Origin of the sequence: Planosporangium flavigriseum (genome assembly GCF_011947225.1) — a bacterium.
Classification (GTDB): domain Bacteria; phylum Actinomycetota; class Actinomycetes; order Mycobacteriales; family Micromonosporaceae; genus Planosporangium; species Planosporangium flavigriseum.
On record NZ_JAATVW010000003.1, the window covers coordinates 96,110 to 119,952 of the forward strand.

At 70.1% G+C, this 23,843-nt stretch carries 23 protein-coding genes; 3 read left to right on the forward strand and 20 right to left on the reverse strand.

Annotated features, from left to right (window positions below; translation table 11 throughout):
* Positions 1-7: 7 nt before the first annotated feature.
* The 3 genes from HC028_RS05540 to HC028_RS05550 all read right to left on the reverse strand — a co-directional run bounded on the left by HC028_RS05540 (position 8) and on the right by HC028_RS05550 (position 4,654).
* Positions 8-2,557 carry a bifunctional acetate--CoA ligase family protein/GNAT family N-acetyltransferase gene (locus HC028_RS05540; RefSeq protein WP_168074192.1) on the reverse strand — a complete coding sequence of 850 codons (2,550 nt, stop codon included), beginning with the start codon at positions 2,555-2,557 and terminating at the stop codon, positions 8-10.
* A 76-nt stretch (positions 2,558-2,633) separates the two neighbouring features.
* A complete protein-coding gene (locus tag HC028_RS05545; protein ID WP_168073612.1) occupies positions 2,634-3,809 on the reverse strand; it encodes an acetoin utilization protein AcuC in 1,176 nt (391 codons plus the stop codon).
* Positions 3,806-4,654 (reverse strand): sulfurtransferase, encoded by an 849-nt coding sequence (locus tag HC028_RS05550; protein ID WP_168073614.1) that lies wholly within the window; start codon positions 4,652-4,654, stop codon positions 3,806-3,808. The genes HC028_RS05545 and HC028_RS05550 overlap by 4 nt, the downstream gene beginning before the upstream one ends.
* A 53-nt stretch (positions 4,655-4,707) precedes the next feature.
* Here HC028_RS05550 and HC028_RS05555 point away from each other — a divergent pair, with 53 nt between their 5' ends.
* A complete protein-coding gene (locus HC028_RS05555) occupies positions 4,708-5,388 on the forward strand; it encodes an iron-dependent transcriptional repressor DtxR (RefSeq protein WP_168073616.1) in 681 nt (226 codons plus the stop codon).
* Between the two features lie 56 nt (positions 5,389-5,444).
* On the opposite strand, the gene HC028_RS05560 is transcribed toward HC028_RS05555, so the two are convergent.
* Positions 5,445-5,969, reverse strand: a complete 525-nt coding sequence (locus tag HC028_RS05560; RefSeq protein ID WP_168073618.1) for a hypothetical protein — start codon at positions 5,967-5,969, stop codon at positions 5,445-5,447.
* Positions 5,970-6,150: 181 nt separating this feature from the next.
* Here HC028_RS05560 and lhgO point away from each other — a divergent pair, with 181 nt between their 5' ends.
* Positions 6,151-7,338, forward strand: a complete 1,188-nt coding sequence (gene lhgO, locus HC028_RS05565) for an L-2-hydroxyglutarate oxidase (protein WP_168073620.1) — start codon at positions 6,151-6,153, stop codon at positions 7,336-7,338.
* A 23-nt stretch (positions 7,339-7,361) separates the two neighbouring features.
* On the opposite strand, the gene HC028_RS05570 is transcribed toward lhgO, so the two are convergent.
* The 16 genes from HC028_RS05570 to nrdR form a co-directional block, all read right to left on the reverse strand.
* Positions 7,362-8,453: an alpha/beta hydrolase gene (locus HC028_RS05570; RefSeq protein WP_168073621.1), complete on the reverse strand. Its 1,092-nt coding sequence runs from the start codon at positions 8,451-8,453 to the stop codon at positions 7,362-7,364.
* Between the two features lie 305 nt (positions 8,454-8,758).
* Positions 8,759-11,152 carry an ATP-binding cassette domain-containing protein gene (locus HC028_RS05575; protein ID WP_168073622.1) on the reverse strand — a complete coding sequence of 798 codons (2,394 nt, stop codon included), beginning with the start codon at positions 11,150-11,152 and terminating at the stop codon, positions 8,759-8,761.
* A 392-nt stretch (positions 11,153-11,544) separates the two neighbouring features.
* Entirely contained in the window at positions 11,545-11,901 is a 357-nt protein-coding gene (locus HC028_RS05580) for a type II toxin-antitoxin system PemK/MazF family toxin (protein ID WP_203981190.1), read from the reverse strand.
* On the reverse strand, positions 11,898-12,149 hold the full coding sequence (locus HC028_RS05585) for a hypothetical protein (protein ID WP_203981191.1): 252 nt from the start codon (positions 12,147-12,149) through the stop codon (positions 11,898-11,900). Before HC028_RS05585 ends, HC028_RS05580 begins: the two co-directional genes overlap by 4 nt.
* Before the next feature lie 382 nt (positions 12,150-12,531).
* The gene (locus HC028_RS05590; protein WP_168073625.1) at positions 12,532-13,500 is read right to left on the reverse strand and encodes an SRPBCC family protein; all 969 of its coding nucleotides are present in this window, start codon (positions 13,498-13,500) and stop codon (positions 12,532-12,534) included.
* Positions 13,497-14,021 (reverse strand): hypothetical protein, encoded by a 525-nt coding sequence (locus HC028_RS05595; RefSeq protein ID WP_168073626.1) that lies wholly within the window; start codon positions 14,019-14,021, stop codon positions 13,497-13,499. The genes HC028_RS05590 and HC028_RS05595 overlap by 4 nt, the downstream gene beginning before the upstream one ends.
* 28 nt (positions 14,022-14,049) lie before the next feature.
* Positions 14,050-14,781, reverse strand: a complete 732-nt coding sequence (locus tag HC028_RS05600) for a GvpL/GvpF family gas vesicle protein (RefSeq protein WP_168073627.1) — start codon at positions 14,779-14,781, stop codon at positions 14,050-14,052.
* Entirely contained in the window at positions 14,782-15,225 is a 444-nt protein-coding gene (locus tag HC028_RS05605; RefSeq protein WP_203981192.1) for a gas vesicle structural protein GvpA, read from the reverse strand. It abuts the gene before it with no gap.
* Positions 15,226-15,240: 15 nt separating this feature from the next.
* Positions 15,241-15,546: a gas vesicle protein K gene (locus tag HC028_RS05610; RefSeq protein ID WP_168073628.1), complete on the reverse strand. Its 306-nt coding sequence runs from the start codon at positions 15,544-15,546 to the stop codon at positions 15,241-15,243.
* Positions 15,543-15,734 carry a gas vesicle protein gene (locus HC028_RS05615; protein WP_168073630.1) on the reverse strand — a complete coding sequence of 64 codons (192 nt, stop codon included), beginning with the start codon at positions 15,732-15,734 and terminating at the stop codon, positions 15,543-15,545. Before HC028_RS05615 ends, HC028_RS05610 begins: the two co-directional genes overlap by 4 nt.
* Positions 15,727-16,479, reverse strand: a complete 753-nt coding sequence (locus HC028_RS05620) for a GvpL/GvpF family gas vesicle protein (protein ID WP_168073632.1) — start codon at positions 16,477-16,479, stop codon at positions 15,727-15,729. Before HC028_RS05620 ends, HC028_RS05615 begins: the two co-directional genes overlap by 8 nt.
* Positions 16,476-16,829, reverse strand: coding sequence for a gas vesicle protein GvpJ (gene gvpJ / locus HC028_RS05625; RefSeq protein ID WP_168073634.1), 354 nt, complete (start codon positions 16,827-16,829; stop codon positions 16,476-16,478). The genes HC028_RS05620 and gvpJ overlap by 4 nt, the downstream gene beginning before the upstream one ends.
* Entirely contained in the window at positions 16,826-17,140 is a 315-nt protein-coding gene (gene gvpO, locus HC028_RS05630) for a gas vesicle protein GvpO (RefSeq protein WP_168073636.1), read from the reverse strand. Before gvpO ends, gvpJ begins: the two co-directional genes overlap by 4 nt.
* A gap of 355 nt (positions 17,141-17,495) precedes the next feature.
* Complete coding sequence (locus HC028_RS05635; protein WP_168073638.1) at positions 17,496-17,669, reverse strand: hypothetical protein; 174 nt, start codon at positions 17,667-17,669, stop codon at positions 17,496-17,498.
* Positions 17,670-18,912: 1,243 nt separating this feature from the next.
* Complete coding sequence (locus tag HC028_RS05640) at positions 18,913-21,828, reverse strand: vitamin B12-dependent ribonucleotide reductase (protein WP_239075370.1); 2,916 nt, start codon at positions 21,826-21,828, stop codon at positions 18,913-18,915.
* A gap of 123 nt (positions 21,829-21,951) precedes the next feature.
* On the reverse strand, positions 21,952-22,443 hold the full coding sequence (nrdR, locus tag HC028_RS05645; protein ID WP_168073642.1) for a transcriptional regulator NrdR: 492 nt from the start codon (positions 22,441-22,443) through the stop codon (positions 21,952-21,954).
* Positions 22,444-23,131: 688 nt separating this feature from the next.
* Between nrdR and lexA the strand changes: the two genes are divergently transcribed.
* Positions 23,132-23,812, forward strand: a complete 681-nt coding sequence (gene lexA, locus HC028_RS05650) for a transcriptional repressor LexA (protein ID WP_239075371.1) — start codon at positions 23,132-23,134, stop codon at positions 23,810-23,812.
* Positions 23,813-23,843 lie beyond the last annotated feature (31 nt).

Consider the following 23,843-nt stretch of genomic DNA (forward strand, 5'->3'; position numbering starts at 1 on the left):
CGCGTTTTCAGCGCAGGCGGCGCGGACCCGTGTCGGGGCGCGCCACCGGCGTGCCGATCCGGACATTCACGTGCAGCACCGAGATGCCGTCCGGCCGGGCCAGCACCGGGTTGAGTTCCAGCGAGTGCAGTTGCGGATGCACGTCGGCCATCCGGCCCACTCGCAGCACCAGGTCGGCGAGCGCGTCCAGGTCGACGCCCGCCGCGCCGCGGTACCCGGTCAGCAGCGGCGCGGCGCGCGGTGCGCGTACCAGCCGCGAGGCGTCCTGGTCGGTCAGCGGCGCCGGGCGCCAGGCCCGGTCACCGATCAGCTCGCTGGCGACGCCGCCGATGCCGAAGCCGACGACCGGCCCGAACGCCGGGTCCTCGGCCGCCTCCACGACACAGCCCACGCCGGGCGGGACCATGGGCTGGACCGCGACCTTCACCCCGGCCCCGAACAGCCGCTGTAACTCGTCGTAGACGCGCATGACGTCGTCGGCGTCGGCGAGGTCGAGCCGTACGGCGCCGAGATCGATCCGGTGCCGCCACGGCGAGCGGGCGACCTTCAGCGCCACCGGGAACCCGATCTCGGCGGCCACCGCCGCCACCGCCTCGGGCGGCCCGGCGCAGGCCCGGCTCGGCACCACGTCAATGCCGTAGCAGGACAGCAATTCGTCCACCTCGCCGAGGTCGCCGAGCTCCGTCTTCGCTGCGGCGGCGAGCTCCGCGATGATCAGCCGGGCGCGGCCGGTGTCCGCGTCCGGCAACTCCGGCACGGTGCCGGACGGTTCGCGCCGCCACTCCGCGTACGCCGCGGCGCGGCCCAGCGCGCGTACCGCCTCCTCGACGGTCGGATAGACGGGCACCGTACCCGGACCGGACCGCTCGGACTTCCACTTCGGGTCGGAGGGGAAGACCGCCAGTACGGGCTTGTCGCTGCCGGCCGCCGCCGCGTGGACCTCGTCGGCGACGACGGTGGCGGCTTCCCACTCCTCGGCGAGCGCCGGGGCGTACGCGACGACCAACGCGTCCACCCGCGGATGGTCGAGGGCGTCGGTCACCGCCTGCCGGATCGTCGCCGCGTCCGCCATCGGGCCGACGTCGTGCGGGTAGCCCGGGGCGAACTCCAGCGAGAACGCCGGCGCGGCGCCCATGGCGAGCGCGCCGAGCGCGGCGGCGTTGGTGACGAGGCCGATCCGCCGGCCGGCCGGCAGCGGCTGGTCGGCCAGCAGTAGCCCGACGTCGAACAGTTCGGCGACCGTGTCGACCCGGATGACACCGGCGCTGGCGAACAGCGCCGTCACGCCGCGCCCATCGGGGCCGGGCGCGACCGCCTGGAGCGCCGGCGGGCGTACCGCGCTGGCGACGGCGACGACCGGCTTGTGCTGGGCGAGTTCCCGCGCGATGCGGGCGAACTTGCGCGGGTTGCCGAACGTCTCCAGGTACAGCAGCACCACGTCCGTACCGGGGTCGTCGCGCCAGTACTGCAGCAGGTCGTTCCCGGACACGTCGGCGCGGTTGCCGGCGGACACGAAGCTGGACAGGCCGAGCCCGCGCCGGTCTGCCTCGCCGAGCAGCGCGGTGCCCAGCGCGGCGGACTGGCTGAAGAAGCCGACCCGGCCGGCGCGGGGCAGCAGCGGCGCAAGGGTGGCGTTGAGACCTACCGCCGTGTTGGCGATGCCCAGACAGTTGGGGCCGACCAGGCGCATGCCGTGGCTGCGCACCGAGCGCAGGAGCCTGGCCTGCTCCTCCGCCCCCTCCAGGCCGGCCTCCGCGAAGCCGGCGGACACCACGACCAGCCCATGTAGGCCGGCCGCCGCGCAGTCCGCGACGACGTCGGCCACCCCTTCGACCGGCACCGCGACGACCGCGAGGTCGACCGGGGCGGGCGCCGCGGTCAGCGTCGGATAGGCGGTCAGGCCGTCCACGGTCGGCGCCGTCGGGTGTACGGGCACGATGTTTCCGGTGAACCCGCCGCTTCGCAGGTGCCGCAGCAGCGCCGCGCCGACTCCGACGCCCCGCGACGACGCGCCGTAGACGGCGACCGCCCGCGGGCTGAGCAGCCGGGCGATCGAGGCCGCTTCGGAGCGCTGTTCGCGCCGCCACTGCACCGTCAGCGACTCCGGCGTCGGCGCGATCGGGAACGTCAGGTGGACCACGCCGTCGGCGTACTCGCGCTCGACCGAGTACCCGGCGTCGGCGAAGACGCGCAGCATCGTCGAGTTCGTCGGCAGCACCTCGGCGACGAACCGGGTGATCTCCTCCTCGCGCGCGGCCGCGGCCAGGTGCTCCAGCAGCACCGAGCCGAGCCCGCGACCCTGGTGGGCGTCCTCGACCACGAACGCCACCTCGGCGTCGGCCGCGCCCGCACCGAGCCGGTCGTAGCGGCCGATGGCGATCAGCTCGTCGCCCAGCTCGACCACGAACGCCTCCCGGTCGTGGTGGTCGACGTTGACGAAGCGTTCCAGGTCGCGGGCCGGGATCCGCGGGTACGGGGAGAAGTAGCGCAGGTAGCGGGTGCGCTCGGAGAAGCGCGAGTGCAGCGCGACCACGGCCGGCGCGTCTTCGGGCTGCATCTGGCGTACCCGGGCGGTCGACCCGTCGGCGAGGACGATGTCGGCGGCTCTGGTGCTTTTGCTGTTCGGCACGGCGTCAGTCCCTTGGGTCTTTCGGGTCCAGGCCGAGCAGCGGGAACACCGCCCGTCGGGTGGCGAGGATGGACCGGTCAATGGCGTCCGGCGCGTCGAACCCCGGTGTCCAGGGGTGGTACACCGGATCGACCCCGTCGGTCATCAGGTCGGCGCTGCGGCGGTCGGGACACCGGTCGGCGGCGAGCGCCCGCCAGCTCTGCGGTATCGGGAGGGCCGGGTCCAGCGGCTCGCCGGTGACCACCGCCAGCAGGTGCGTCCAGGCCCGCGGTACGGCCTCGACCAGCGCGTACCCGCCACCGCCCAGGGCCACCCACCGGCCGCCGCACAGCTCCTCGGCGAGGTCGCGCAGGGCGAGGTACGTGGCGCGCTGGCCGTCGACGGTCAGCCGCAAGTCGGCGAGCGGATCGAGCCGGTGCCCGTCGGCGCCGCACTGCGTGACCAGCACCTGGGGCCGGAACGTACGCAGCGCGCTGGGCACGATGGCGTGGAACGCGCGCAGCCAGCCGGCGTCGCCCGTACCCGGTGGCAGCGCGACGTTGATCGCGGTGCCCTCCGCGCCCGGCCCCCCGGTCTCGGCCGGGTACCCGGTGCCGGGGAACAGCGCCAGGGGGGTCTCGTGCAGGCTGATCGTCATGACCCTGGGGTCGTCGTAGAAGATCTCCTGTACGCCGTCGCCGTGGTGGACGTCGACGTCGACGTACCCGATCCGCTCGGCGCCCAGGTCGAGCAGGCGGGCGATCGCGACGGCCGGGTCGTTGTAGACGCAGAACCCGGAGGCCCGGTCGGGCATCGCGTGGTGCAGGCCGCCCGAGATGCTGACGGCTCTCGTGGTCTCGCCGCGCCACACCGCCTCGGCAGCAGCCAGGCTCGCGCCGGCGACGAGCGCGCTCGCGTCGTGCATGTGCGGGAAGACCGGGTTGTCGGGGGTGTTGAGCCCGTGGTCGTGCGTCCCGGTCGTGGCGTGCCGGATCGCGTCGAGGTACTCGAGCGTGTGTACCCGCAGCAGGGCGGCTTCGTCGGCCGGCTTCGGCGCTTGGAGACGCACCCCCGGGCGGTCGAGAACGCCCAGTTCACCGGCGAGAGCCATGGTCAACTCGACGCGTACGGGGTTGAGCGGGTGCTCGCCCATGTCGTAGCCGAGCAGGGCGTCGTTCCAGACGACGGTCGTGTCGGTCATGGTTCCTCCCCCGTCGCCACCGGCCTCGACTGGTCGGTGATCCATTGACTCCACGAGCCCACATACAGGGCCGGCTCGAATCCGGCGATGGTCAGCGCGAGAACGGTCTGCGCCGCGGTCACCCCGGACCCGCAGTATGCGGCGACCGGTTGATCTTCATTCACCCCGAGGTGGGCGAATTGTCGGCGCAGCACGTCCGGCGGCTGGAGCCGGCCGGCGGCGTCGACCGTCTCGGCGGCCGGTTGGTTGCGCGCGCCCGGGATGTGACCGGCGACCGGGTCGACCGGTTCGGTCTCGCCCCGGAACCGGGCCGGTACGCGAGCGTCGAGCAGCACCCCGTGAGCCGCCACGCCAGCGGCGCCGACCGCGTCCACGACCGGCAGCGAACCCGTCTTGACCGTCACGTCGCCGGGGACCGGGGTCGGCTCGGCCCGCGTGGTCGGGCAGGCGGCCTCGATCCAGGCGGCGTACCCGCCGTCGAGTACCCGTACGTCGGCCAGGCCGGCCCAGCGCAGGATCCACCAGGCCCGGGCGGCGGCGCCGGTCGGCGGGGCGCCTCCGGCGTCGTACACCACCACGGGGTGCCCCGCCCGTACCCCGCTCCGGCACAGCGCGACCTGCAGATTCTCGGGATCGGGCAGCGGGTGGCGCCCCCGCGAGCCGGGCGGGCCGGCGAGGTCGGCGTCGAGATCGAGGAAGACCGCGCCCGGCAGGTGGCCCGCGTCGTAGGAGGCGCGGCCACCGCCGGTGAGCGTCCAACGCACATCAAGTACGGTCGGCGGGTCGGCGCGGCCCAACTCGTCGATAAGTCCGGCCACGTCGACGAGGTGTTGCCGGTTTGTCATGAGCCCAGTCTGTCCTACTCAGCGGGTAACATTGACGATCGGGAGGACGCGTTTTGAACGACCTGGTCGACACCACTGAGATGTATCTCCGCACGATCCTCGAGCTCGAGGAGGAGGGCGTCCGGCCGCTGCGTGCCCGCATTGCGGAGCGGCTGCACCAGAGCGGGCCGACGGTGAGCCAGACGGTCTCCCGGATGGAGCGCGACGGGCTACTGACCGTGGAGGGCGACCGGCACCTCGTGCTGACCGAGGCCGGCCGCGGCTACGCCGTCTCCGTCATGCGCAAGCATCGCCTCGCCGAACTGCTGCTGGTCAACGTCATCGGCATGCCCTACGAGGAGGCCCACGAGGAGGCCTGCCGCTGGGAGCACGTCATGAGCGAGGCGGTCGAGCAGCGCGTCTACGACCTGCTCGGGCGGCCGACCCGCTCGCCGTACGGCAACCCGATTCCGGGGCTCGGCGAGCTGGACGGCGAGGAGGTGACCGCGCCGAGCCGTGACGGCGAGCGCAATCTCGCCTTCCCCGGCCTGGCCGGGCCGGTGGTGGTCAGCCGTATCTGCGAAAGCGTGCAGACCGACGCCGACGTCCTGCGCCAACTGCACACCGCCGGGATCAACCCCGGCGCGAGGGTCACGGTGGCGCAGGAGCGGGACGCGGTGCGCGTCGACGGCGGTGGCCAGGAGATCCGGCTCCCTCGCGAGATCGCCTCGCGCGTGTTCGTCGCGCTGTCGTAACCGCCTCGACCAGTCCGGCCCGCGGTCTCCGCCGGGCGGCCCGGACCAGTCGCCGCTCAGACGCCGTCCCGGTCGATCTTCTTCGCCAGCGCGACGAGTTTGTCACTCAACGCGCTTTCGTCGCTACCCGGCCGGCAGCGGTAACGCAGGACGAGCAGCCGGCCGTTACCTGACAGCCAGCCCACCTCGACCCCCGGCCCGGCCGGCTCGACCGCCGGCACCCCCGCTGTGTACCCAGCCTTGCCGAGTTCGGCGACCGCCGCGGCTCCCGAGGGTTTCGCGGTTGACAGGAACGCCGCCGGCTCGACGTTGACGGGCGTGACCGCGAGGGTCAGGTCCGGATAACTGCCGGCCTTCGTCTGCAGGACGCAGGTGGCCGTGGCATCGGTGGCGCCGGCCGCCGACACGTCGAACGAGGTGCCGAGGATCTGTTCGATCACCTCGTACTCCAGCAGGTGGCAGGCTCCTCCGGGGGCGCTCGCGGGGGAGCGCGTCGACGCGGGCGTACTGGCCGCGGTGAACCGCGCCCGGGTCCCGGCGCCACAACCGGTAGCCCCGAGGACCGCGACAGCGGACGTCACGACGGCGCAGATCGTCCGAATTGACGCTGACCGCCGCACCGACCCTCTCCCCTCGCCCGCGGCACCACCGTACGGCCTCCGCCGCGCTGGCGGAACGGCGTCGATTCCGAGCGTAGGATCCTAGCCGCGTCGATCTGAGAGCGCAGGCATAGCGGCGAAGAATGAGCTGAACGGGGCATATATGCGATATGCCGTTATTGGCGGCGGGATCGTCGGCCTGGCGACCGCCCATGAGCTCCGCAGGGTGCACCCCGGTGCCGCGGTCACCGTCGTGGAGAAGGAGGCCGGCTGGGGCGCCCATCAGACCGGCCACAACTCGGGCGTCATCCACGCCGGCGTGTACTACGCGCCGGGCAGCCTCAAGGCCGAGCTGTGCAGGGCCGGGCGGCGGTCGATGCTTGACTTCTGCGCGGAACACGACATCCCCTTCCAGGTCTGCGGCAAGCTGATCGTCGCCACCGACGAAGCCGAACTGCCCCGCCTCCACGCGCTGCACGAACGCGCCCGCGCCAACGACCTCGAGGTCCGGTTGATCACCCCGGAGGAGGCCCGCGAGTACGAACCGGAGGTGGCCTGCGTGGCCGCGCTCCACGTCGCCGCCACCGGCATCGTCAACTTCGGCACGGTCTGCGCGCGCCTCGCCGAACTGCTGGAGAAGTCCGGCGCCGACATGCGTACCGGCGAGCGGGTCATCGGCATCCGCAGCGCGACCGCCGACGGACCGGTGACCGTGCAGACCACACGCGGCGAACTCCAGGCGGACGTCCTGATCAACTGCGCCGGCCTGCACGCCGACCGGATCGCCCGGATGGCCGGGGTCCACCCACCGGCCAGGATCGTTCCGTTCCGCGGCGAGTACTACGAACTGCGCCCCGAGCGCCGCGGCCTGGTCCGGGGGCTCATCTACCCGGTACCCGATCCGCAGTTCCCGTTCCTCGGCGTGCACCTGACCAAGATGATCGACGGAAGCGTCCACGCCGGCCCGAACGCCGTGCTCGCCCTGGCCCGCGAGGGTTACGGCTGGAGCCGGATCCGGCCGGGCGACCTGCTGGACGCGGCCACGTACAGCGGGCTGTGGCGGTTGGGGCGGCGGCACTGGCGGTACGGCGCCAGCGAGGTCGGCCGGTCGCTGTCCAAGCGGCGCTTCGCGGCCAGCCTGGCCCGGCTCGTACCCGCCATCGGCCCCGACGACCTGGTCAAGGCCGAGGCGGGCGTACGCGCCCAGGCGATCCGACCCGACGGCAGCCTCGTCGACGACTTCCTCATCGCGCGGCAGGGCCGGCAGGTGCACGTACTCAACGCGCCGTCACCCGCCGCCACCAGTTCCCTGGAGATCGCCAAGCACATCGTCGCCGGCCTGCCCGCGTAGCGGCGCGAAGCGCCGGATCTGAGCTAGTCCCGCGCCGCGCCGGTCGAACCGCCGAGCACGATCCGGGCGACGGCCCGCAGCGAGTCGGAGCCGGGTACGAAGTAACCGTCGTGCTCGACCACATTGTCGACCGGCAGCCGGCGCGCGCCGAACGCCGCGTCGAACGGCAGGGTGCCGTGCCCGGCGCCCAGGATCCGGATCCCGGGCAGCTCGCGAGTCCAGTCCGACAACGTGCTACCCGCCCACACGCGGGCGCTGGTCCGCAGTTCGGTGGCCCGTTCGACTCCCATGCCCGGGCTGCCCAGAGCGACGATGTCCTGTACGTGCCGCCCGAGGGCCGGCGCCGCGAGCCCCGCGACGACCGATCCGTAGCTGTGCCCAACGAGGGTCACCGTCGCCATCGGACGGTACTCCCCCAGTCCCGCCACGAACCGGACCAGCGCCGCCGCCCCGTCCCGCGCCCGCTCCTCGCGGGCCGCCTCGCGCCCGATGCCCTCCGGCGGGTCGTAGCCCAGCCAGGCGATCACCGCGACGCGGGCGTTGCCGTCATCCGCCCGTACCTGCTGAAAGAGCTGCCGGGCCTGCCACGCGAGCGCCCGCCGCTCGCGACCGGCACAACCCCGGTCGAAGTTGCCCAGCCGGTTACTCAGCCCCGGGACGATGACCGCGATCCGGTCAGCCGAGGCGAGATCCCCGAGCACCTCGGCGACGCGCCCGTTGCCGCGCGGGTCGTACGCGATCAGATGGCGCTCGGGCGACCACGCGGAGCGGCGTGCGTTGGCGGCGAACCGTAGGTCCAGCGGCGCGCCGTCGAGGTTGCCGACGATGGCCGGGTACCGCTCGGCGAGCGCGGCGCGGGCCGCCGGTTCCAGACCGACGAAGAACCGGGCAATCTGGGCCGGGGTGGCCCGCCGTGGGTCCGGCAGCGGCTGCCCCGCCACCCGGTCGGCGACCCACGCGGAGATTCCCGGCAAGTTGGCGGAGGCGCTCGCGGCCGCGGGTTCGGCCGGCCCGAACAGCCAACCACCAAAGCCGGCGACCACGGCCAGGACCGTGGTCGCCGCATCTCGGGTCAGCCGGAGCATCAGGCGCCGAGGGTCGCCGAGCAAACTCATTCATCGCCTCCTGGAGTCGGACACCTCTTGTCCGACTACGAAGCAGCCGGTGCACGGGGTTCACGATCGCCAACCCGGACAGCCGCCGCCGATTCGCCCCAAACCGTACTGGCGCATACATCAAATCCGGGTTAGGAGGTGGAGAAAAAGGATGATCAGCTCTATATCCGGCACCTTCGGCTCGGCCTCTCCCGTGCTGCCCATCGGCGTAATCACCGCAGGAATCGTCAAGCGGGACCGGAGTTACGTCGTCAAGGGCTCGGCCGGACCACCTGTGGTCGCCCTAATCCCGGCGTTCATCTACCTCAATCGCTTGTGCCGACGTAGGCCGCGAGGTGCTCGCCGGTGCGGGTGGAGCGGGCGGCGACGAGGTCGGCGGGTGTGCCCTCGAAGACGATCCGGCCGCCGTCGTGGCCGGCGCCGGGGCCGAGGTCGATGATCCAGTCGGCGTGCGCCATGACCGCCTGGTGGTGCTCGATGACGATGACCGACTTGCCGGAGTCGACGAGCCGGTCGAGCAGCCCGAGCAGCTGCTCGACGTCGGCGAGGTGGAGGCCGGAGGTTGGCTCGTCGAGGACGTAGACGCCGCCGTTGGAGGACATGTGGGTGGCCAGCTTGAGCCGCTGCCGCTCGCCGCCGGACAGCGTGGTGAGCGGCTGGCCGAGGCTGAGGTAGCCGAGCCCGACGTCGGCGAGCCGGTCGAGGATGGCGGCTGCTGCCGGCGTGCGCGCCTCGCCGGCGCCGAAGAACTCCTCCGCCTCGGTCACCGACATCGCGAGCACCTCGCTGATGTCGCGGCCGCCGAGGTGGTATTCCAGCACCGGTGCTCCGAACCGCTTCCCCTCGCACTCCTCGCAGACGGTGGCGACGCCGGCCATCATCGCCAGGTCGGTGTAGATGACGCCGGCGCCGTTGCAGGTGGGGCAGGCCCCCTCGGAGTTGGCGCTGAACAGCGCCGGCTTCACACCATTGGCCTTCGCGAACGCCTTGCGGATCGGGTCGAGCAGTCCGGTGTACGTCGCCGGGTTGCTCCGTCGCGAGCCGCGGATCGGGGTCTGGTCGACCGCCACCACCCCGTCCCGTCCGGACACCGAGCCGTGGATCAGCGAGCTCTTGCCCGAGCCCGCGACGCCGGTCACGACGACAAGCACCCCGAGCGGGATGTCGACGTCGACGTCGCGCAGGTTGTGCGCCGTCGCGCCGCGGATCTCCAGCGTGCCGGTGGGCGTCCGCACCGTGTCCTTGAGGGCTGCCCGGTCGTCGAAATGGCGGCCGGTGACGGTGCCGCTGGCCCGCAGCCCCTCGACGGTGCCCTCGAAGCAGACGGCGCCGCCCGCCGTACCGGCTCCTGGGCCGAGGTCGACGACGTGATCGGCGATCGCGATCGTCTCCGGCTTGTGCTCTACGACGAGCACCGTGTTGCCCTTGTCCCGCAGCCGCAGCAACAGGTCGTTCATCCGCTGGATGTCATGGGGGTGCAGCCCGACGGTCGGCTCGTCGAAGACGTAGGTGACGTCGGTGAGCGAGGAGCCGAGCTGGCGGATCATCTTGACGCGCTGCGCCTCACCGCCGGACAGCGTGCCCGACGGCCGGTCGAGACTGAGGTAGCCGAGCCCGATCTCGACGAACGAGTCGAGGGCGTGCAGCAGCTTCGCCAGCAGCGGCGCCACCGACGGCTCGTCGAGGCCGCGGATCCAGTCGGCCAGGTCACTGATCTGCATCGCGCAGGCATCGGCGATGTTGATCCCCTTGATCTTCGAGGACCGGGCCTCCGCCGCGAGCCGGGTACCGACGCACTCAGGACAGGTGGTGAAGGTGATCGCCCGCTCCACGAACGCGCGGACGTGCGGCTGCAGCGCGTCGATGTCCTTGGACAGCATGGACTTCTGGATCCGCGGGATCAGGCCCTCGTACGTGAGGTTGATGCCCTCAACCTTGATCTTGGTCGGCTCCTTGTGGAGCAGATCGTGCAGCTCTTTCCCGGTGTACTTGCCGATCGGCTTGTCCGGGTCGAAGAAGCCGCAGCCGGTGAAGATGCGGCCGTACCAGCCGTCCATGCTGTAGCCGGGGATCGTGAGCGCACCCTCGTTGAGCGACTTGCTGTCGTCGTACAGCGCAGACAGGTCGAAGTCGGTGACCGAGCCCATGCCCTCGCAGCGCGGGCACATGCCGCCGAGGCGGTTGAAGGTCGCTTTCACGGCCTTCCTGGCACCACGCTCGACCGTGATCGCACCGCTCGCCCGGACCGAGGGGACGTTGAAGGCGAACGCGCTGGGCGGGCCGATGTGCGGCTGCCCGAGTCGGCTGAAGAGGATGCGCAGCATTGCGTTGGCGTCGGTGGCGGTGCCGACCGTCGAGCGGGGGTCGGCACCCATCCGCTGCTGGTCGACGATGATCGCGGTCGTCAGCCCTTCGAGCACGTCAACCTCGGGCCGCGCCAGCGTCGGCATGAAGCCCTGCACGAAGGCGCTGTAGGTCTCGTTGATCATCCGCTGTGACTCCGCGGCGATCGTGCCGAACACCAGGGAGCTCTTGCCCGAGCCGGAGACGCCGGTGAACACCGTCAGCCGGCGCTTCGGGAGCGCGACGCTGACGTCCTTGAGGTTGTTCACGCGCGCGCCGTGCACGCGGATCAGATCGTGGCTGTCGGCAACGTGCAGCGCAGGCGACTGCGTGTCGGACCTCGTGGCCATGCTCATCGTGTCTCCATCTGTGCGGCGGGGCCACCTTTGCGGTTTCCGTCGGCGTCGCCCGGCTCGATCTAACCAGCTTCGCGCAGTACGTGATTGCCTGGCTTAAAGACAAATGGGAAGTCCGGAAATCGACAGCCCGATCGCCCCGGATGGCGATTTCGCCGTTGGCCGTTCGTCGTAACGGTGGTTTGTTGAGGCTGGCGGGGACAGGGGCCGGCGGTAGGGCTTGTTTGCGCAGTTCAGGAGGTCGTGATGACTGCGCGTCGGACGTGCCTGCCGGCGACTGGGCCACCAGCCCCACTCCAAGCGCTTCTGACCGCCGTCACCACCGGCCAGAAATCAGCCGCTATCTCCCGCCTTAACAAACCACCGCTAGGTTGCTCCTCGCTCGTCAGTACCTAGGTCGGCGGCCAAGCGAGCATGCGCTGGAGCCAGCTTCCAACCTCGGCCGCCTCCGATTCGGTGAGCCGACCCAGCGGCCTCTCACCCTTCAGACGCGCGGTCGAAATCGACGTGACGTCCTCGGTCCGGGCCCAACTCGTCCGGCTCAATCCCCCGTCGGATGAGTTGATCAGTACGTGGTGAGGCAGTCCGCGGTCCCGCGTCGTCAACGGGACCACCAGGGTCATGTCGATCGGGAACCGGCAGTGCAGTTCGGACGCCACGATCACGGCAGGGCGGACACCGCGCTGCTCGCTCCCGATGGGCTGGCCGAAATCCACCAGCCAGACCTGCCAGGGGCGGACATGGCTCACGCCGCCGGATCCTGACGCATCCAGTCGCCTGCCGCGTTGTCCGTGAGCCGGGACTCGTTGCGGTACGAGGCCCATTCGTCCTCGTCGGCGCGCAACCGCTCATAGGCTGCCAGCGCTTCGCGCTCCTCGTGCTCCGCCAGCAGCCGACGCAGCGCCTCAGCGAGCGTCGCGCCGCCGTAGTCCTCCGACGCAAGGCGAGCGAGGCGGTCCCGCAGCTCGGTCGTGATCTTGATCGTCGTCATGCTCATGCCAATAAGCATGACACGACGGTATGCCGATCAGCATTCTTCCACTGCCCCCTCGCCTCGGCGGCGCTAGCTGAGGTTGGCAGCGGGTCTTCGCCGAGCGCGGCGGCGACGAGGTCGGCGTCCTGGCGCCGGGGTCGCCGAGCAATCGCATTCATCGCCTCCTGGAGCCGGACAGCTCTTGTCCGACTACGAAGCGGCCGGTGTCCGGGTTCACGATCGCCAACCCGGACACCGGCCACCGATCCGCCACAGACCGTACCGATGCCGTCATGCGGTCGCCGAGGGCACCGGTCCGAATAGGGATGATCGGCGCAATACTCGACACCTTCCGGCCGGGTGGGACCCGCGTCGCAGCGCCGGACGCCCCGGCTGATCCCTTCGGCTACCGCGAGCCGCGGCTGTCGGCTGACACGGGACGCGAGTCGTCCTCGTCGTCGGCGTCGTCGTCGTACTCGTCCTCGTCGTACTCGTACTCGTCGTCCTCGTCGTCCTCGTCGTCGGCGGTCCGATCGTCGGGCGTCGTCGGCGGCTCCTGATCGCCCTGCTCAACCTCCTCCCACTCGGCCTCCTCCGGTTGGTGGACGACCTCGCTGTCGCGGATCTCGCCGCGCCACGCCCCGGTCGCCTCGCCGTTCAACGTGACGAACCGGCGGAAGTTCTTGAGATCCAGCCGGGCCCGACGGCCGCCGGCACGCCAGAGGTTGCCGGTCTTCTCGAACAGGCCCTGCGGGTAGTACTCCATGACCAGCAGGACCCGGGTCAGGTCATCGGCGAGCGGGTGGAAGGTGACGACCCCCTTCGTGGAACCCTTGGCACCCTCGCTCGTCCAGACGATGCGGCGGTCCGGAATCTGCTCCTGGGTGACGGCCTTCCAGGTACGCCGGGACTTGAACACCTTGACCCGCCACGTGGTCTCGGTGTCGCTGATCCGGTCGACCCCCTCGACGCCCTTCATGAACTTCGCGAACTCCCCGTACTGGGTCCACTGGTTGTAGACCACGTCGACGGGCAGCCCGATGTCGATGTCCTCGCTGATGTGTGTCACCTTCGGCTTTCCGCCGCCCTCGCCGCCGCCGAGAGCCGACTTCACCTTCTCGGTCAGGCCGGTCATCGCCGCGCTGATACCGGCGCGCATCGGGGACTTGCCTTCGGCGAGCCCGCGTACCCCGACGAGCGCGGCCTTCAGACCGCCACCGTCACCGCCTTCGTTCAGCCGCTCGATGAGGTTGTCGACCAGGTGGTTCGCCCGCGCCAGCGCATAGTCTCTGGCTTCCCGTCCGAGGCGTGCCATGGCCGGGTTGTCACGCAGGGCCCGGCCGAGGTCGGCGAGAGGGGAACTGGCCTCGCTCATGCGGTGTCCCCACCCCGTGGTGCGCTGCGGCGGCGGGCCGGTTCACGGCCGCGACCAGACTCGCGGCTCCGCGCTGTCTTCCGGCTGCGCGCCGGCTCAGGATTCTCGTCGGTAGAACGCTGGGCCGGGGTACGCCGCACCGCTTTCGCCTGCCGTTTGGTCGCGCGCGGCGACACCGACTCCTCCTGATCGGCGTCGTCGACGGGCTCGTCTTCGGACGATCCCGAGATCTCGATCAACTGCGATGTGCGCTGGTGCAGGGAGTCGGCGAGCGCGGTCGTACGGGATTCGATGGTCGCGGCCACCGCGCGCTGCGCCGCCGCCAGCAACGGGCCACGCACCTGCGCGGCGAGCTTGGCGACCTCTGGGGACGTCGCCAGAGTCGTGATCGCCGCACGAGGGTTGCCCAGCCGGTTCCCGCTCAGCCAGAGCGCCAGGCCGATCGCGGTCTTGCCCTTCTTGGTACGGCCGAGCAGATAACCGCCCACGACCGCCGCCGTCAGCTTCGCACTGTCCCTCATCGTCCGTTCCCCTTCGCTCGCACCGTCGTCACCAGCTCCACCGCCCCGTACCGGCTTCCGGCTGCGGCAGCTCGCCGGCGATGAAGTCGAAGGCCGGAAGTGGTCCCGCGTACTCGATCCCGTAGTTCTCGCCGAGATCGGCCCGCACCTGCTCGACGAGGTCGTCGAAGTCCGCCAGCCGATCGGCACGGACCAGGAAGGCGAAGCTCGCCTGCGTGACGTCATCGGGCAGCGAGACGACGTGCGACGCCGCGAGCGGGGCGAGGACCTCCACGATCCGGTCGCTGAGTTCACTGCGGCGAGCGTCCAGCGCGTGGCTGATCTCCTCACCTATTCCGATACGGAGATCCAAGCTCTGGCCGTTGCGGCGGCCCTGCTCCATCAGGTCACGCAGGCGCGGCGCGGCGGCGAGTACCTCCCGGATCTCGGCCTCCTCGTCGGCGGACACCTCCAGCCTGACCTCGACCAACCCGTCCAGCTCAGCGAGGCGGCCGGCCACCAGATCGGCGTCCGGATCGAGGATCTCCTCGCGTACGGCGGCCTCGTCCGGCGCCACGGTGCCGAACCGGACCGGCAGCACCGGGCCGTCGCGCAGCAGGGCGGTGAGCACGTCGAGGTACGCGATGGCGTCCGTCTCGTGCAGCTCGGTGTCCGCGAGGTCGCTCACGGCTGCCGCGACCGGCCCGGACCGGACGAGACGGACCGCGGCGGGCGGATCGGGGTGCTCCGCGCGTACGAGGCCGTAGACCTGAACAGCCATCTAGTCCTCCTCCCGTCCGGTGCGCCGGCTGGGCGCTCGCCGACCCGAGGGTGCGCGCCGGCGGTCGTCGTCCTCACCGTTCAGGAACGCGTCGGCGGCGTCGCTGAGCGTCTCCTTCACCCCGCTCAACACGCCTTTCGTCCGGTGCTTCGCGGCCCCCTCGTTCACTCCCCTGGAGATCCCCTGCACCAGGCCGGGAAGGCCGGTGACCTGCCCTTCCGGCTGCAGGTCCAGCCGGTTGACCGCCTCGGCGAAGCGCAGGTAGGTGTCGACGCTCGCGATGACGATGCGGGCGTCGATCGTCAACAATTCGATACCGACGAGGGAAACGAGCACGTACGCGTCGATGACGATGCCCTTGTCGAGGATGAGTTCGAGTACGTCCGCCAGGCCGCTGGGTCGCGGAGCGCGCGTTACTCCTGAATACGAACTGATCGCTGCCACCTCTTTCGGTTGGGGTCAACCCTTCTCAGCCGGCGGTGGCGGTTCGGTCACCGCCAGCCGGTCGAGGTCGGTGTTGGACAGTCGGATGTCGTCCGCGGAGATGTCGAAGATCTCGCGGAGTTCGGTGAAGCGCTGGTCGAGCGCCAGCAGGGCCCGGCCAAGTCGCTCGATCTCGTCGTCGGTCAGCGAGCCGGCGTCCACGCGCCGCAACGCCTGGCGTTCGAGTAGCTGACGGACGATCTCCAGGAGGGCGATCACGAGCCGGCCGAGCCCGCGCCCGGCGTCCTCCGGGTCGATGTCGAACCGCAGGGGCGTGTTCATCGGCCTTCTCCACCGTCCGCCAGCGTGTCCACCGCTGCCAGCAGCAGCCGGGCGTCGAGGCGGATCAGGTCGATGCCGGCGAGCCCGATGACGATGTCGCCGACGACGACCGCGCCCCGGTCGATAACCCGGTCGAGCAGGTCCACGAGGTCGTTGGTGCCGACGCCGTGCGCGGGCAGCTCACTCATCGGCGGTCACCGTGAGGTCCACGAAGGAGTACGGCGGCCAGGGCCCGGTCACGCGAAGCGCCAGGCCGTCGACCGCCAGCCGGTCGCCGCAGCGGTCCAGCGCTTCCACGAAGCGTGGCTGCTCGTCCCGGCGCACCAGGTAGGCGCGGTCGAGCAGGAGAGCGTCCTGCCGCTTTCCAGGCACGGTGTCGCGGGCCGTCTCGCCCAACGCCCCCTCGGTCCAAGCCACCAGCTCGAGCGCCGCGCGGCGGCGCTGCTCGAGCCGGTCGAAGTGCTGGCGTCGCCGCAGGAGGTACGCGGTGCCGGATTCAGCGGTCGATGCGTCAGCCGGCTCGGCTTCGGCATGAGGGTCGCCGTCCTCGCAGACCGTGACCCCCCACTCGTCGCAGCCGGCAACCCGCGCGAGCTGGGCACGAAGCGCGGCCACCCGGGCGGTCAGGAAACGCCTGGCCGCCTGCCGGTCCGTCACGACGGTGCCGAGCCGAAACGGAAGCGTGGCACCGCCGGACGCGGCGACGGCCCGGACCACGGCGTCGTGGCGCTGCGCGAGGGCCCCGACCAGGCGTGGGTCGGCGGACTCGGCGACGACCGCCGCCAGGTCGGCCGTCGCCACGTCGCTGACGGCGAGGCCGAGGCCGTCCGCCGTGAGTACTTCGACCGGTCCGTCGCCGACACCGCGAAGGGCGTCGACGGCGGTGTCACCCGGCACGGCGGCGTACAGGTAGAGGGCGCGTTCGGGGGTCACGACGGCTCCCCCTGACCGAGGCTGCGCTCCAGCGTGTCGAGGCGGGCGCGAAGGTCCCGGTTCTCGGCCTCCAGTGCGTCGCGCTCCCTGGCCGCTTTCGAGCTGAGTGAGGGGTCGTTCATCCACCAGTCGATGCCCATCTCCTTGGCGGTGTCCACCGAGGCGACGAGGAGCCGTACCTTCAAAGTCAGCAGTTCCACGTTCGCGACACCGACGACGATGTCCCCGACGATCACCACGCCCCGGTCGAGGACGCGTTCGAGGATGTCCGCGAGGGAGTCCGACGACCGCTGCCCGCCGCCGAAGCGCGACGACGAGGTGGCGTACTTGCTTCGTGGTTCCACGTTCATGAGGCATCGGTGGCGTTCCGTGAGAAGCGACGCAGTCGCTCGTACGAGGTGATGTGGCCGAGCCGGTCGGCGTCGACCCGATAGGTAGCCATGACGCTGCTGGTCGCGGGGATGCGCTCCAGCTCCGTCACGTCGACGAGGAATGACCATCCGTCACCGTCGGGCCGCGCTCCGGTCATGGCCTCCGGGGCGAGCCCGGTGAGCTCCGCGAACTCCCCCAACGCGGTCCGGGCGACCTGCGCGAGCGTGACGACACGAGGCGGTGAATCGCTTTTGTCTACTTTGTCTTGTTCGTGCCTTCGTGTCGCCATACCAGCCGAGTTTGCCATATGGGCGGACTTCGGTAACCGTTCGGATGATGTGGGATATGGCACTAACGGCTTGTCCACTTAGTACGAATGACATATAGGCGCATCGGCAACGAGGCCGGCATTGGGGCCAACCGTGGCCGCCAGGAGGCCGTCGCCACCATCCAGATGTGACAGTCAACCGTGGAATTACGCCACTCGGAGCGACGGTGATATTACTTAAAGTAGTCTTCGCTCAAGGCGCGACCGCGACAGGGCGGCAGACGTGTGCTGATGCCCTACGCGGGGCACCTTCCGGTCATGAAGACCACGTGGGAGCCGCATGAAGAGCACGGGGACCTGTCCACGGGCGAACCAGCTACTCCAGCATGGTGACCACGGTGGGACCGATGTCGTCTCCGACGAGTTCCAACGAGTTGGCGGCGCGTGCAGCGAGTTCAAGTGGTCCGACGTTCGAGGAGAGCTTTGCGTGCACGAGCCGGTCGAGACCAGCGCCAACCAGCGGCGCGACGGTGCGCAGAGTTGCGTCCATGCCGATCGACGCAGTCGTGCACCGTGAACGACGATGTTGCGTTGGCGGTATAGCCGGCGCAGGACCGACTCAAAGACTGCCCGCACGTCGGCGAGTTCCTTATAGGGGTTGGCCAGCACAGCGGACATGCGCAGGGCTGCCGCCGCATCACTCGGATCGCGAATGGTGAGGGCCTGCCCAGCGCTGAGTGCATCAGCGACCGCTCGGCAACGGTCGAGGTTCTTGTGAAGACCCTCCAATAGGTTGCTCAGGGCGTCGGGCACAACAGGCTTGTGCCGGTATGACAGTGCCGTCAGCTCGGCGCGTGGCCACGAGCAAGTGACGATCGCGGCCAGCCGGTCAGCCGCGACGACGCGGCCCGGCCTCCCCTCTGCGGTGTCGGATGCCTGCGACAGCAAGGACTCGATCGCTGACCATCCGCCGGAAACCGCTGGAGCCGGTGGTCCGGCGTTCAGCGGTGCCGCCATCTCCAGCGCGTCGTCGAGCAGGTCATGGCTGGACGTGGAGTACATCGTCCTCTCCCGAATCAGAGAGAGCACATCGACACCGCGTGCCGGTGGTGCCACCGGCAGTGCTGGATGGCCTGCGATCCACACCTGACCGACCGGCTCGAGCCGGGATCCGGATCCGCCGCGGGCGTAAGCGGCACGAGCCTGCAGACGCTGCACAAGAGTACCGGCGGCGCGAGCAGCCGCGGTGGGGTCCTTTGCAGTGATCGCGAAAAGGAAGGAACCGTACTGTCGGGGAGGCTTGGTGATGTCGTTAGTTACGAACCAGGAGGCGAGCCCCAACGTGCGCGGCGTGGGGATCTGTGGCCAGGCTTGCAGCCAGACGCGAGGTCGGAGACGTCACGGGGTGTTATGCTTTCATGCAGAGCAGCAGACGCTCGACGTCTAAAGCAGGGGAGTCGCCCACCAGGGCCACTCCCCTCTTTCTTTTGTCCAGAGTCGCCACGGGCCACCTCACCGTTGATCCGAACACTAGAACTGCGAACGATTCGGGCCTGCTTGGCAGATTCCACACATTGCTGCCCCAGCGGGCGGCGGCCCGATGGGTCGGGCTGGACGATGACCACTGACACGCCCATCCCCACCCCTCCCCAAAAGAACGTCCGCTTCCAACGACGGATGCCTCCCACCCGATCGGGTGGGAGGCATCCGTCGTTGGGCCCCAGCTATGGATATGTCAAACCCTGAGCACCTCTAAAAACTACTCATGGGAGACATGCAGTAACTTCCCATGTTCAGCTGCAGCCGCTGGTCGAGCCGCAGCCCTCGCAGACGTAGCAGCTACCGGCGCGCCGCATCTTCGTGCCGCAGGTGAAGCAGAGCGGCGCGTCGGCCGCCATGCCCTGCACCACCTCCAGCAGCTCGGTCGAGGAGTGCGCGACCTTGGCCGGAGCCGGCGCCGGGACCTCCTCCTTGGCCGGCGCCGCAGCGGCCGGCTTCTCCACGACCGTGCCCTCCACCGGGGCCGACGAGGCCATCGCGGTCAGGTCGACCGACACCTCGCCGTTCTCCTCGCGCAGCTGGGCGGCCCGCTCCGCGGCGGTCAGGATGCCCAGCTCGGCCCGCTGCTCGTACGGCAGGAAGTCCAGCGCCAGCCGGCGGAAGATGTAGTCGACCACCGAGGAGGCCATGCGGATGTCCGGGTCGTCGGTCATACCGGCCGGCTCGAACCGCATGTTGGTGAACTTGCTGACGTAGGTCTCCAGCGGCACGCCGTACTGCAGGCCGATCGACAGGGCCACCGAGAAGGCGTCCATCACACCGGCGAGCGTCGAGCCCTGCTTCGACATCTTGAGGAAGACCTCGCCGAGGCCGTCGTCCGGGTAGGACGACGCGGTGAGGTAACCCTCGGCGCCACCGACCGAGAACGAGACGGTCTCGCTGGGCCGCTTCTTCGGCAGCCGCTTGCGCACCGGCCGGTACTCGATGACCTTCTCCACCGCGGGCGCCTGCTCGGCGACGGCGACGGCCTCTTCCTTCTTCGCCGGCTTGGCGTTGGACAGCGGCTGGCCGACCTTGCAGTTGTCGCGGTAGATCGCGAGCGCCTTGAGGCCGAGCTTCCAGCCCTCGAAGTAGATCTTCTCGACCTCTTCGACGGTCGCCGACGCCGGCATGTTGACCGTCTTGGAGATCGCGCCGGAGATGAAGGGCTGGATCGCCGCCATCATCCGCACGTGGCCTATGGGAGCGATCGCCCGCTCGCCCATGGCGCAGTCGAACACGCCGTAGTGCTCGGGGCGCAGCCCCGGCGCGTCGACGACGTGGCCGTGCTCGGAGATGTACTCGACGACCGCCTCGACCTGCTCCTCCTGGTAGCCCAGGGTGCGCAGGGCCCGCGGCACGGTCTGGTTGACGATCTGCATCGAGCCGCCGCCGACCAGCTTCTTGAACTTGACCAGCGCCAGGTCGGGCTCAACACCGGTGGTGTCGCAGTCCATCATCAGGCCGATCGTGCCGGTGGGGGCGAGCACGCTGGCCTGCGAGTTCCGCCAGCCGTTCTTCTCGCCGATCGCGAGGCACGCCTGCCACTGCTTCGCGGCCTCGTCCACGATCACGGTGTCGACCTTGCCGAGCGGCCGGATCGCGTCGTTGGCGGCCGCGTGCTTGCGCATGACGCGCTTGTGCGGCTTGGCGTTGCGGGCGTACCCGTCGTACGCGCCGACCACACCGGCGACCTCCGCCGAGCGGCGGTAGGCGGTGCCGGTCATCAGGCTCGTGATCGCCGCGGCCACGGACCGGCCGGCGTCGGAGTCGTACGCCAGGCCACTGGCCATCAGCAGGGCGCCGAGGTTCGCGTACCCGATGCCGAGCTGGCGGTAGGCGCGGGTGGTCTCACCGATCTTCTCGGTCGGGAAGTCAGCGAAGCAGATGGAGATGTCCATCGCGGTGATGACGAACTCCACCGACTTGACGAACTTCTCGACCTCGAAGGAGCCGTCCTCGCGCAGGAACTTCATCAGGTTGAGGCTGGCGAGGTTGCAGGACGAGTTGTCCAGGTGCAGGTACTCGCTGCACGGGTTCGACGCGGTGATCCGGCCGGTCTCCGGGCAGGTGTGCCAGTCGTTGATCGTGTCGTCGTACTGCAGACCGGGGTCGGCGCACTCCCACGCCGCCTGGCCGATCGCGTGGAACAGCTCCTTGGCGTCGACCGTCTCGATGGTGCGGCCGTCCAGGCGCCCGCGCAGGCCGAACGTGCCGCCCGTCTCGACCGCGCGCATGAACTCGTCGGAGACACGGACCGAGTTGTTCGCGTTCTGGTACTGGACGCTGACGATGTCGTTGCCGCCCAGGTCCATGTCGAAGCCGGCGTCGCGCAGCGCGCGGATCTTGTCCTCTTCGCGCGCCTTCGTCTGGACGAACTCCTGGATGTCGGGGTGGTCGACGTCAAGGATGACCATCTTCGCGGCGCGACGGGTGGCGCCACCGGACTTGATCGTGCCGGCGCTGGCGTCGGCACCGCGCATGAAGCTCACCGGGCCGGAGGCGGTGCCGCCGGACGAGAGCAGCTCCTTGGAGGACCGGATGCGCGACAGGTTGACGCCCGAGCCGGAGCCACCCTTGAAGATCAGACCCTCTTCCTTGTACCAGTCGAGGATCGAATCCATCGAGTCGTCGACCGACAGGATGAAGCAGGCGCTGACCTGCTGCGGCGAGGCGGTGCCGACGTTGAACCACACCGGCGAGTTGAAGCTGAACACCTGGTGCAGCAGCATCCAGGTCAGCTCGAGTTCGAAGATGTTGGCGTCCTCGCGGCTGGCGAAGTAGCCGTGCTCCTCACCGGCGGCGCGGTAGGTCTTCACGACCCGGTCGATGAGCTGCTTGAGCGACGTCTCCCGCTGCGGCGTCCCCACGGCCCCACGGAAGTACTTGGTGGTGACGATGTTCGCCGCGTTGACGCTCCAGAAGGCGGGGAACTCCACGCCGCGCTGCTCGAAGTTGATCGAGCCGTCACGCCAGTTCGTCATGACGACGTCGCGGCGCTCCCAGGTCACCTCGTCGTACGGGTGGACCCCCTCGGTCGTCCACACCCGCTCGACGCGCAGTCCCCGGGCCGCGGCGGCCTTGGCGGTGCCGTTGGCACGCGCACCGTTCCCCCCGCGCGCCTTGCCCGATGACGTGCGTACTGCCTCTGTCATGCCTTCCCCCACCATCTTCAATGCTCTCTCCGTCGGCGCGGAATCTGTCCCGCCCGCGTTATATCCGTCGTCCCTGACACTTCCGCTGTCCTCGCCCGCATGAGCGGGTGAGCGCCGCCGCGGTCGGCGCCCGTCGCGTCAGCCGCTCGCGGCTGACGCGACCTCACGCCCCGACGCCCGCTCCTGCCGGTCGGCCCGCAGCGCGACGATCTCGCGCTCGAAGTCCCCCAGGCAGTCGAACGAGCGGTAGACGCTCGCAAACCTCAGGTACGCCACCTCGTCCAGTTCGCGCAGCGGCCCGAGGATCGCCAGGCCCACCTCGTGGCTGGGCACCTCGGCGGCGCCCCGGGCGCGGACGGCCTCCTCGACCCGCTGCGCCAGCACGGCGAGGGCGTCGTCGTCGACCGGCCGACCCTGGCACGCCTTGCGTACGCCCGAAATGATCTTCGAACGGCTGAACGGCTCCGTGACCCCGCTGCGCTTGACCACCGCGAGCACCGCCTCCTCGACGGTGGTGAACCGGCGGCCGCACTCCGGACACGAACGGCGCCGCCTGATCAACTGACCGTCGTCAGCCTCACGCGAGTCGACGACCCGGGAGTCCGGGTGCCGGCAGTACGGGCAGCGCATCGTCTCGGCCTCTCGTGCATGTCATGGACACGCTGAGCACAGCGACACCTACCCGCCTGGGGGCATCACTGTGCATAACGTGTGGATGAACTGTGGGCGACCGACCCCAACCTGTGGACGTCTTACACCCATGTAACTACTACATCTGGGGGTTGACGTTAGGGCGTGCACCGATCATTCGCAAGTCAACTCGCCCATGTCCGCGGCGCGTCACATCGTCTGTCGCGTGTCTAACGCTCGTAAGCACAATCGGTCGCTGCAAGCCGCGCGCGATGGCACCATGTCGGGGCGATCCGGAGCGGCGACCCCTCCCTTCGTACGGGCGTTCTATCGCACAGATGTACGATGAGATACCAGAGATGGCCACCCCGTGTCGAGCGTCGCGCCACGACACGCCGGCGGACTAGTACAGATGTTTGAAACTGTCCGGCCGTGACGCTACGGTCAATCCGCGAATCGATCACGCATCACGGACCCGGGCCCCCACCCGGGCGGACCGATGCGACAAGGGAGGATGGACGTGGCCACCGACGACCCCGCGAATGCGCTCCCAGCCGACGGCCGGGGCCCTGAGCCCGAGCACACGCCCACCGACAGCCGCCCCGCCGCGGCCCCGTCGGCTCCACGTGCCGGCCGCCCCGCGACCCGCCGCGCCGGCTCGGGCCGCCAGCGCGGTGGCCAACCTGAGATCCGCCCTGTCAAGGCGGTCGTCACCGCGTTTCCGGACGTCGCCGCGGATGACCTAACTCAGCGCCAGCGGCGGATCCTGGAGTTCATCCGGGGAGCCGTCGAACGCAACGGATACCCGCCGAGTGTGCGTGAAATCGGCGAGGCGGTGGGCCTGGTCTCCCCCTCCAGCGTCGCTTACCAGCTGAAGGAGCTGGAGCGGAAGGGCTACCTGCGCCGCGACCCCAACCGCCCGCGCGCCGTCGACGTGCGCCCACCGAGCGAACTGGTCGCAGACCAGGAGGAGGCCGCCCGGGCGGCCCGACCGGCGCCGGCGTACGTGCCGATGCTCGGTCGCATCGCGGCCGGTGGCCCGATCCTCGCCGAGCAGGCCGTCGAGGACGTCTTCCCGCTCCCCCGCGAACTCGTCGGAGAGGGCACCCTGTTCCTGCTTCAGGTCAAGGGTGACTCGATGCTCGACGCGGCCATCTGCGACGGCGACTGGGTCGTCGTGCGCCAGCAGCCGACGGCCAACAACGGCGAGATCGTCGCGGCGATGCTCGACGGTGAGGCGACCGTCAAGACCTATCGCAACCGCGACGGTCACGTATGGCTGATCCCGCACAACCCGGCCTTCGACCCGATCCCCGGCGACGACGCCACCATCCTGGGCCGCGTCGTCACGGTCATGCGCCGGATCTGACCGCAAAACGAACGGGGTGGTGGACTGTGCC